This is a genomic window from Oryzihumus sp. (assembly GCF_036391795.1).
GTDB lineage: Bacteria > Actinomycetota > Actinomycetes > Actinomycetales > Dermatophilaceae > Oryzihumus.
Genome location: NZ_DASVZH010000111.1, coordinates 1 through 9,147, shown reverse-complemented (window position 1 = coordinate 9,147; position 9,147 = coordinate 1). Strand labels below are relative to the sequence as shown.

Annotated in this window: 10 protein-coding genes; 3 read left to right on the top strand and 7 right to left on the bottom strand. The window is 71.3% G+C overall.

Features of this window, described 5'->3' with window-relative positions:
- Positions 1 to 72 precede the first annotated feature (72 nt).
- Entirely contained in the window at positions 73 to 396 is a 324-nt protein-coding gene (locus VF825_RS06680) for a transposase (protein ID WP_331111442.1), read from the top strand.
- The gene (locus tag VF825_RS06675) at positions 393 to 1,376 is read left to right on the top strand and encodes an IS3 family transposase (protein WP_331111440.1); all 984 of its coding nucleotides are present in this window, start codon (positions 393 to 395) and stop codon (positions 1,374 to 1,376) included. Before VF825_RS06680 ends, VF825_RS06675 begins: the two co-directional genes overlap by 4 nt.
- 221 nt (positions 1,377 to 1,597) lie before the next feature.
- Here the strand turns inward: VF825_RS06675 and VF825_RS06670 are convergent, their stop codons facing one another.
- From VF825_RS06670 to murA, 3 genes are all read right to left on the bottom strand, one after another.
- Positions 1,598 to 3,649 carry a protein meaA gene (locus VF825_RS06670; protein WP_331111438.1) on the bottom strand — a complete coding sequence of 684 codons (2,052 nt, stop codon included), beginning with the start codon at positions 3,647 to 3,649 and terminating at the stop codon, positions 1,598 to 1,600.
- A 41-nt stretch (positions 3,650 to 3,690) separates the two neighbouring features.
- Positions 3,691 to 4,059, bottom strand: a complete 369-nt coding sequence (locus VF825_RS06665) for an STAS domain-containing protein (RefSeq protein WP_331111436.1) — start codon at positions 4,057 to 4,059, stop codon at positions 3,691 to 3,693.
- Positions 4,060 to 4,227: 168 nt separating this feature from the next.
- Entirely contained in the window at positions 4,228 to 5,508 is a 1,281-nt protein-coding gene (murA, locus tag VF825_RS06660) for a UDP-N-acetylglucosamine 1-carboxyvinyltransferase (protein WP_331111444.1), read from the bottom strand.
- A 35-nt stretch (positions 5,509 to 5,543) separates the two neighbouring features.
- Between murA and VF825_RS06655 the strand changes: the two genes are divergently transcribed.
- Complete coding sequence (locus VF825_RS06655; protein ID WP_331111434.1) at positions 5,544 to 6,167, top strand: cob(I)yrinic acid a,c-diamide adenosyltransferase; 624 nt, start codon at positions 5,544 to 5,546, stop codon at positions 6,165 to 6,167.
- Between the two features lie 80 nt (positions 6,168 to 6,247).
- On the opposite strand, the gene VF825_RS06650 is transcribed toward VF825_RS06655, so the two are convergent.
- The 4 genes from VF825_RS06650 to atpD form a co-directional block, all read right to left on the bottom strand.
- Positions 6,248 to 6,685: a DUF2550 domain-containing protein gene (locus VF825_RS06650; protein ID WP_331111432.1), complete on the bottom strand. Its 438-nt coding sequence runs from the start codon at positions 6,683 to 6,685 to the stop codon at positions 6,248 to 6,250.
- Between the two features lie 7 nt (positions 6,686 to 6,692).
- Positions 6,693 to 6,965: a F0F1 ATP synthase subunit epsilon gene (locus VF825_RS06645; protein WP_141789123.1), complete on the bottom strand. Its 273-nt coding sequence runs from the start codon at positions 6,963 to 6,965 to the stop codon at positions 6,693 to 6,695.
- Positions 6,966 to 7,032: 67 nt separating this feature from the next.
- Positions 7,033 to 7,662 (bottom strand): hypothetical protein, encoded by a 630-nt coding sequence (locus VF825_RS06640; protein WP_331111430.1) that lies wholly within the window; start codon positions 7,660 to 7,662, stop codon positions 7,033 to 7,035.
- A 112-nt stretch (positions 7,663 to 7,774) separates the two neighbouring features.
- On the bottom strand, positions 7,775 to 9,147 hold a 1,373-nt coding region (gene atpD / locus VF825_RS06635), incomplete at its 5' end, for a F0F1 ATP synthase subunit beta (protein WP_331111428.1).

The following is a 9,147-nucleotide window of genomic DNA, read 5'->3' as shown; positions in this document are numbered from 1 at the left end:
CGCCCTGACCTTCCCCCGAAAAGCTGGAGGCCCTGATGCTTGGTCTGAGGGCCGAGCGGAAGGGAGGCCACCATGCCTCGATCGCCCCTGAAGTACCCGCTGGAGGTGCGCCAACGTGCCGTGGAGATGGTCCTGTCCACGGGTCGGCCGATCGCCTCGGTCGCTCTCGAGCTGGGCCTGAATCCCGAGACGCTGCGCAAGTGGGTGCGCAAGGCGCAGACCCCCGATCGGGTGCCGCAGGATGAGCTGGCCACCCCGGCGGAGAAGGACGCCGAGATCCGGCGGCTGCGCGCTGAGGTCGCCGAGCTGCGCCGGACCAACGAGATCCTGCGCCTGGCCAGTGCCTATTTCGCCCAGGAGCTCGACCCAGCTCGGCGGAGCGAGACGTCGCGGTGAGGTTCGTGGAGACCTACCGGGCTCGTTTCGGGGTCGGGCCGCTGTGCCAGGTGATGGGCATGGCCCCGAGCACGTACTACTACCGCCGGGCCCGGCTCGGGCGTCCCGCTGCGCGGCGCGAGCAGGACCGGGCGCTCTCGGAGCGGATCACCACCATCTGGGTGGATTCCCGGTTCACCTACGGCTCCCCCCGGGTGCATGCCCAGCTCGCCCGCGAGGGGGTCCGGGTCGGGCGCAAGAGGGTCGAGCGGCTCATGCGCCAGGCCGGCCTCAAGGGCGCCTACCGGTCCCGGTACTTCCGGACCACCGAGTCCGACCCCTCCGCCAGAGTGGCGCCCGACCTGGTCAACCGCGACTTCCGTGCCGGCGCACCCAACCAGCTCTGGCTCGCCGACTTCACCCACATCCGCCTCGATGGTGGCGTGCTCTTCCTGGCCTGCGTCCTCGACGCGTTCAGCCGCACCGTGGTCGGCTGGTCGGTCAGCGACGTGCGCAACCTGGCGCTCGTCGAGACCGCCCTGCTCATGGCGCTCCAACGTCGCGGCACCCATCACCGGGGTCTGATCCACCACAGCGACCAGGGCAGCCAGTACACCGCCTACGCCTTCGGCCAACACCTGCTCGAGGCCGGGATCCGGCCCAGCATGGGCAGCCGAGGCGACGCCTACGACAACGCCATGATGGAGAGCTTCTTCGGCACCGTGAAGATCGAGCTCATCGACCGGCGACGGTGGCACTCCCGCGAGGACATCGAAGTCGCCCTGCTGTCCTACCTCGAGGGTTGGTACAACCCCACCCGCCTCCAACGCGCGCTCGGTTGGCGCAGCCCGCTGGAGTTCGAGGCCCACCACCTCGCCGGACACGACCCGGCCGTCCCCGCCACCTCCAAGGCTGCCCCGGTCCTCGGCGGCGTCAAGGAAAAGCGCCTTGACCCCGCCTGCGGTCCGGCGCTCAATGAGGGCGACGGGCTCGCCCGATGAACAGCGCCACCGGCCCATACGGCCGAATCCACCCACCGGCCTCCAAGAAACCGGGGGAAGCGCACCCTGGTGTGCGGGCGGCACCACACGATCGTGCACCAGCGCGGCTGGACCGCGACCGTCACCGGCACCGGGGTCACTTGGCACACCTGAGGCGCCCCCCCGGCACCCGGCCCCGAGACGGCCGGGCCGGCGGCATGCCCACCATCCCTTCGGACTCCTCAGGCGGGCACCGGTTCGGCGAGCTCCGGCAGCCCGCGGGCGGCCCGGATGGTCGCGACGATCTCGCCCATGATGTCGGTGAGGCCGAAGTCCTTGGGGGTGAACACCGCAGCGACGCCGAGCGCGCGCAGCCGGGCCGCGTCGCCCTCGGGGATGATCCCGCCGACGATGACCGGGACGTCGTGCACCCCGGCGGCCTTGAGGCCGTCGAGCACCTGCGGCACGAGCTCCATGTGCGAGCCGGAGAGCACTGACAGGCCGACGCAGTGCACGTCCTCGGCCACCGCGGCAGCGACGATCTGCTCGGGCGTGAGCCGGATGCCCTGGTAGACCACCTCGAAGCCGGCGTCCCGGGCACGCACCGCAACCTGCTCGGCACCGTTGCTGTGCCCGTCCAGGCCGGGCTTGCCGACCAGCAGCCGCAGCCGGCCACCGAGCTCCTCGCCGGTAGCCCGGACCTGCTCGCGCACCCGCACCAGGGCGGAGTCGGCGGTCTCCCCGCTGCTCACCCCGACCGAGCCGGAGACCCCAGTGGGGGCGCGGTACTCGCCGAAGACCTCGCGCAACGTGCCGGCCCACTCCCCCGTGGTCACCCCGGCCCGGGCACAGGCGAGCGAGGCGGCCATGAGGTTGGTGCCGCTGCCGGCGTCGGCGCGCAGACGCTCCAGGGCCTCGTCCACGGCGGCGCGTCCGCCGTCGGCGGCGTCACGTTCGTCACGCCAGGCCGCCACCGCGTCGGCGGCGCGCGCCTCGACCGCGTGGTCCACGGTCTGGATCGCGGTGTCGAGGTCGGCGGTCAGCGGGTTGGGTTCGGTGGTGGTGAACCGGTTGACGCCGACGACGACGTCCTCGCCGGACTCGATCCGCTGGCGCCGCCGGGCGTGCGAGGCCACGAGGGCCGACTTCATGTAGCCGGACTCGACCGCCGCGACTGCCCCGCCCATCTCCTGCACCCGGTCGATCTCGGCCTTGGCGCCCGCCACGAGCTCGGCCACCTTGGCCTCGACCACGTGGCTGCCGGTGAAGAGGTCGTCGTACTCCAGCAGGTCGGACTCGAAGGCGAGCACCTGCTGCATCCGCAGCGACCACTGCTGGTCCCACGGTCGGGGCAGGCCGAGTGCCTCGTTCCACGCCGGTAGCTGGATCGCCCTGGCCCGCGCGTCCTTGGACAGCGTCACCGCGAGCATCTCCAGCACGATCCGCTGGACGTTGTTCTCCGGCTGGGCCTCGGTCAGGCCCAGGGAGTTGACCTGCACGCCGTAGCGGAACCGCCGGTGCTTGGGGTCCTGCACGCCGTAGCGCTCACGGGTCAGCTCGTCCCAGAGCTCGACGAAGGCGCGCATCTTGCACATCTCCTCGACGAAGCGCACGCCGGCGTTGACGAAGAAGGAGATCCGCGCGACGACCTCGCCGAATCGCTCCTGCGGCACCTGCCCGGAGTCGCGCACGGCGTCGAGGACCGCTATCGCCGTGCTCATCGCGTAGGCGATCTCCTGCACCGGCGTCGCGCCGGCCTCCTGCAGGTGGTAGCTGCAGATGTTGATCGGGTTCCACTTGGGGATCTCGGCGACGGTGTAGGCCACCATGTCGGTGATCAGCCGCAGCGAGGGCGCGGGCGCGAAGACGTAGGTCCCGCGCGAGAGGTACTCCTTGATGATGTCGTTCTGGGTGGTGCCGGCGAGGGCCCGCACCGCCTCGGCGGGATCCTGCCCGGCCGCCTCGGCCTGCTCCTCGGCCACCACCTGGTACATCGCCAGCAGCCACATGGCCGTGGCGTTGATGGTCATCGAGGTGTTCATCTCCGCGAGCGGGATGTCCCGGAAGAGCGCGCGCATGTCGCCGATGTGCGAGACCGGGACGCCGACCTTGCCGACCTCACCGCGGGAGAGGGCGTGGTCGGGGTCGTAGCCCGTCTGCGTCGGCAGGTCGAACGCGACCGAGAGCCCGGTCTGTCCCTTGGCCAGGTTGCGGCGGTAGAGCTCGTTGCTTGCCGCGGCACTGGAGTGACCGGCATACGTGCGCATGACCCACGGACGGCTGCGTTCTCCCATGGCCAGAACGTACCCGCGGGTAACCGCCGGGCGGGAGGGACTCAGGCGGTGAGAGGCACCACAGTGGTCGCGCCGCCCACCCCGTCGGCACGGGCCAGGACGCGGTGGAGCCGGGAGGCGCGCAGCAGCCGGTCCATCCGCGGCGAGACGTCGACGAGGACCAGCCGGCGGCCGAGCTGCCGCGCTCGGTGGTGGACCCCGACGATGACCCCCAGCCCGGTCGCGTCGCCCACCTCGGCCCCGGCGAGGTGGACCAGCAGGTCGCCCTCTCCCCGGTCGAGCACCTCGTGCAGGCGCGCACGCAGGTCGGCCACGGTGTGCACGTCGAGGCGGCCGCGGACGACCACCTCGCACCCGTGCCGGGTCTCTTCCAGCGTCGCGGACGACACCGCCCCCACATCTGCCGTCATGCCTGGCCCCCCATTCGCCGCACGATCGCCCCGTTGCCAACACTGACGCACCACGGGGCGTGAAGGTTGTCACCACGCCCTAACAATCGGGTCACGTCCTGCGCCGACCCGAGTCCCGACGCCGGGAGCGCCGGCCTGTCCGGCCCTGCCCCCGGGCTGGGAGAAGCCTCAGAGGTATGGCGCGTCGTCGGCTTCGCGGGTGACGTCGGCACCCAGCCCCTGCATCGCGGCGGCGAAGCCCGCGTAGCCGCGGTCGATGTGGTGCGCACCGCTGACGGTGGTCACCCCCTCGGCCACCAGCCCGGCGATGACCAGGGCGGCCCCGGCGCGGATGTCGCTGGCCTCCACCGGGGCGCCGGAGAGCTGCTCGACGCCGTGCAGCATCACGTGGTGGCCGTCGACCCGGGCCTCGGCGCCGAGCCGCGCCAGCTCCTGGACCGTCCGGAACCGCGCCTCGAAGAGGTTCTCGGTGATCATCGCGCTGCCGTCGGCCACCGCGTTGTAGGCCAGCGCGAACGGCTGCAGGTCGGTCGGGAAGCCCGGGTAGGGCAGCGTGGCCACGTCGAACGCCTTCAGCCGCGCGCCACCGGCGGACACCCGGAACCCCCGGTCGGTCGTGGTGACGGTGGCGCCTGCCCCGCTGAGCTGGTCGAGCGCGACACCGAGGTGGGCGGCGACTCCCCCGACCACCTCGACGTCCCCGCGGGTGGTGGCCGCGGCGAAGGCCCACGTCCCGGCCGCGATCCGGTCGGCGACCACCGCGTGCTCGGTCGGCGCGAGCTCGGTGACCCCCTCGATCTCGATGACATAGGTGCCGGCGCCGCGGATCCGCGCCCCCATCCCGGTGAGCATCTCGGCGATGTCGACGATCTCGGGCTCGCGGGCGGCGTTGGTCAGCACGGTCGTACCCCGGGCCAGGACCGCCGCCATGAGGACGTTCTCGGTGGCCCCCACGCTGGGGAAGTCGAGCCGGATCTCCCCGCCGTGCAGGCCGTTCGGGGCCTCGGCGATGAGGTAGCCGTGGGTGACGTGGACGGTGGCGCCGAGGGTCTCCAGCCCGGCGGCGTGCAGGTCCAGCCCGCGGGAGCCGATCGCGTCACCGCCGGGGACCGCCACGTCGGCCTCGCCGCACCGGGCGACGAGCGGGCCCAGCACCGAGATCGAGGCGCGCAGCGCGCGGACGAGGTCGTAGTCGGCGCGGTGACCGATCACCTGCGGGACGTCGATCTCGACGACCCCGGCCTCGGCGTCGTAGTCGACCTCGCAGCCGAGGCGGCGCAGCAGCTCGGCCATGATCGTCACGTCCAGGATCGCCGGCATGTTGGTCAGCCGCGTGCGGCCGCTGGCCAGCAGGGCCGCTGCCATGAGCTTGAGCGCACTGTTCTTCGCGCCCACCACGGCGACCTCGCCACGCAGGGACGCACCACCGACGACGCGGAACCTCTCCATCACGGGACAGGAGCCTATCTGCGAGCATTCGGGCCATGGTCAACCTGACGCGGATCTACACCCGGACCGGTGACACCGGCACCACGGCGCTCGGCGACTTCAGCCGCACGAGCAAGACGGACGTGCGGCTCGCCGCGTACGCCGACACCGACGAGGCCAACAGCGCGATCGGTGTCGCCCTGGCGTGCGGCGACCTGCGCGAGGACGTGCGAGCGACGCTGACACGGGTGCAGAACGACCTGTTCGACGTCGGCGCCGACCTGTGCACACCGCTCGCCGCGAGCTACCAGCACCCGCCGCTGCGGGTCCAGCAGCGATGGGTCGACGAGCTCGAGGCCGACTGCGACACCTACAACGACGAGCTGGAGAAGCTGCGCTCTTTCATCCTGCCCGGCGGCACCCCCGCCTCGGCGTACCTGCACGTCGCCCGCACGGTCACTCGGCGGGCCGAGCGCACCACGTGGGCGGCACTGGAGGCCTACGGCGACCAGCCAGGCGACGACGAGCGTCCCGGCGGCGTGAACCCGCTGACCGCGACCTACCTCAACCGGCTCTCGGACCTGCTGTTCATCCTGGCGCGGGTGGCCAACCTCGGTGCCGGTGGCGACGTCCTGTGGCAGCCCGGCGGCGGCCGCGAGGAGCCCCCGGCCCGGCGCTGAGCCCCCCAGATCGACGAAACCCACACCACGACACGGCGGTGGTGTGGGTTTCGTCGATCTCGGCGAGGGGCGCTGTCCCGTCAGGCGACGTTGACGTTGAAGCCCGGCGGTGAGGCCTCCAGCCAGGACCGCAGTGCGGTGTAGGGGCCGGGCGAGAGCGCGAGGTCGAACAGCAGGTCGTCACAGCGGCACGCGACGGCCACCGCGTCGGGCAGCACGTCGAGCTGGTCCTCCGGCGGGAGCCGGCGCGGCGGTCCGATCTCGAGCAGCGTGCGCTGCCAGTGCCGTGAGGGGCGCAGCGACAGGCCACCGAGGGTGAACCAGTCCAGGCCGGTGGCGCCGTAGCGGGCCAGACCGACCCGCCAGCGGCCTCCGTCGGGGTCGCGCACGGCGCACACCACGAGGGGCTCGCCACGGGCGATGGTGCGGCGCCGGGCGAACGTGGCCCCGATGATCACCAGGGCGGTGGCGATGAGGGCAGCAACCAGCAGCTCGCTGGGGAAAAGCCAGCCGCTCACGACCCGCTCAGGCCGAGATGCCGGAGGCGTCGACCGCCTCGGCGACGATGGTGACGTGGTCGTGGTCGACCGAGAGGAAACCCCCGTCCACGGTGGCGACGTGCTTGTCACCGGAGGTGGACTCGATGCGAACCTCGCCGGTCACCAGCACGCCCAGCAGCGGGGTGTGCCCGGGCAGGATGCCCAGCTCACCGTCAACGGTGCGCGCACTGACCTGACGGGCCTCGCCCTCCCAGACCTTGCGGTCTGCGGCAACGAGCTCCACCTTCAACTGACTCACGGGGTCCTCCGCTCACGATCGTGTCCGCGCAGTCTAACTGGCGCACAAGGCCTTCCCGCACACGGCCTCAGCCTGCAGCGACCCCGAGCGCCCGCCCACCGAGGGACGCCGTCAGCGCGCGTATGACGGTGCGCGCGTCCTCGTCGCGGACCTCCACCGGGACGGGCGGCAGGAAGTCGTCCCAGACCGCCATCATCGTGCCGCGCAGCTGCAACATGCCCTTGGGCCGGGCGTAGACGAACAGGTGCAGGTGCGCTCCTCCGTCTCCCCACTTGGCCACGTGCACGCGACCCACCTGGGGCAGCGCCTCGATGGCGCGGGTGAGGTGGACGAGCAGCACCCCCATCTCGGCCGCCAGCTCGTCGGGCAGGTCGCCCAGGTCGTGGTGGGCCAGCGGCTGTGCCAGGAGCATGAGGGGCGACCCGCTCGGGCCCTGGAGGATGATCCGCCATCGTTCGCTGCGCCATACCTCGTCCGCGGCGGCGTCGGCGGCGTGCGCGCAGGCGGAGCAGTCGGCCCCGCCCTCACCGTGGCGCGGCGGCTCGGGGAGGGTCAGGTCCTCCAGCGGCTTGACCCGCAGCCCCTCGGCCTCGAACGGGAAGACCTCCCAGTACGGGATCTCGCCGAAGGTCAGCCGGCGCTGCTCGTCGGTGGCAGCCAGGGCGCGGGCGTGGAACTGCTGCGGCGACTCGGGCATGACCGGACCCTAGCGAGCGGGCACCGCCCGGACACACGATTCGGGCAGGGACATGCCGAAGGGCCGGCATCCCCCTGGGATGCCGGCCCTTCGTCAGAGCCTCGACGTGAGGTCAGAGGTTCTTCTGGATCTCGGCCCACTGGCGCTCGACGTCGTCGAGGCCACCGCACATGAAGAACGCCTGCTCGGCGACGTGGTCGTAGTCACCGTCGGCGATCTTGGTGAACGCCTCGATGGTGTCGACCAGCGGAACCGTCGAGCCCTCGATGCCGGTGAACTGCTTGGCAACGTAGGTGTTCTGCGACAGGAAGCGCTGGATGCGACGGGCGCGGTTGACGAGGATCTTGTCCTCTTCGGAGAGCTCGTCGATACCGAGGATCGCGATGATGTCCTGCAGCTCCTTGTTGCGCTGCAGGATCTGCTTCACGCGGACCGCGGTGTTGTAGTGCTCCTCGGAGATGTAGCGACGGTCCAGGATCCGGGAGGTCGACGTCAGCGGGTCCACCGCGGGGTAGATACCGAGCGAGGCGATCTCACGGCTGAGCTCGGTGGTCGCGTCGAGGTGGGCGAACGTCGTGGCCGGGGCCGGGTCGGTGTAGTCGTCAGCCGGCACGTAGATCGCCTGCATCGAGGTGATCGAGTGACCACGCGTGGAGGTGATGCGCTCCTGGAGCACACCCATCTCGTCGGCGAGGGTGGGCTGGTAACCCACGGCGGACGGCATACGGCCGAGGAGGGTGGAGACCTCGGAACCGGCCTGGGTGAACCGGAAGATGTTGTCGATGAAGAGGAGCACGTCCTGCTTCTGCACGTCGCGGAAGTACTCCGCCATCGTCAGGGCGGACAGGGCGACGCGCAGACGCGTGCCCGGCGGCTCGTCCATCTGGCCGAAGACGAGGGCGGTCTGGCCGAGGACGCCGGCCTCCTCCATCTCGACCATGAGGTCGTTGCCCTCACGGGTGCGCTCACCGACACCGGCGAACACGGAGACACCACCGTGGTCGCGGGCGACACGGGCGATCATCTCCTGGATCAGGACGGTCTTGCCGACGCCGGCGCCGCCGAACAGGCCGATCTTTCCACCCTGGACGTAAGGGGTGAGCAGGTCGATGGACTTGATGCCGGTCTCGAACATCTCGGTCTTCGACTCGAGCTGGTCGAAGTTCGGCGCCTGGCGGTGGATGCCCCAGCGCTCGTTGACCTCGAGGGTCTGGCCCTCCTCGAGGTTGAGGCAGTCGCCGGTGGCGTTGAAGACCTTGCCGAGGGTGACGTCGCCCACGGGCACGGTGATCGGGCCGCCGGTGTCCTGCACCTGGGTGCCGCGGACCAGGCCGTCGGTGGGCTGCATCGCGATGGCGCGGACGATGTTGTCGCCGATGTGCTGCTCGACCTCGAGGGTGAGCATGCGGGTGGCGTCGCCCACGGTGACGTCCACGTGCAGTGCGTAGTAGATCTCGGGCATCTGGTCCGCCGGGAACTCCACGT

Excerpts from the sequence above, each read along its gene's own strand:
- VF825_RS06680 (WP_331111442.1), top strand. The coding sequence starts at position 73 with ATGCCTCGATCGCCCCTGAAGTACCCGCTGGAGGTGCGCCAACGTGCC.
- VF825_RS06670 (WP_331111438.1), bottom strand. The coding sequence starts at position 3,649 with ATGGGAGAACGCAGCCGTCCGTGGGTCATGCGCACGTATGCCGGTCAC.
- VF825_RS06665 (WP_331111436.1), bottom strand. The coding sequence starts at position 4,059 with ATGACGGCAGATGTGGGGGCGGTGTCGTCCGCGACGCTGGAAGAGACC.
- murA (WP_331111444.1), bottom strand. The coding sequence starts at position 5,508 with ATGGAGAGGTTCCGCGTCGTCGGTGGTGCGTCCCTGCGTGGCGAGGTC.
- VF825_RS06655 (WP_331111434.1), top strand. The coding sequence starts at position 5,544 with ATGGTCAACCTGACGCGGATCTACACCCGGACCGGTGACACCGGCACC.
- VF825_RS06640 (WP_331111430.1), bottom strand. The coding sequence starts at position 7,662 with ATGCCCGAGTCGCCGCAGCAGTTCCACGCCCGCGCCCTGGCTGCCACC.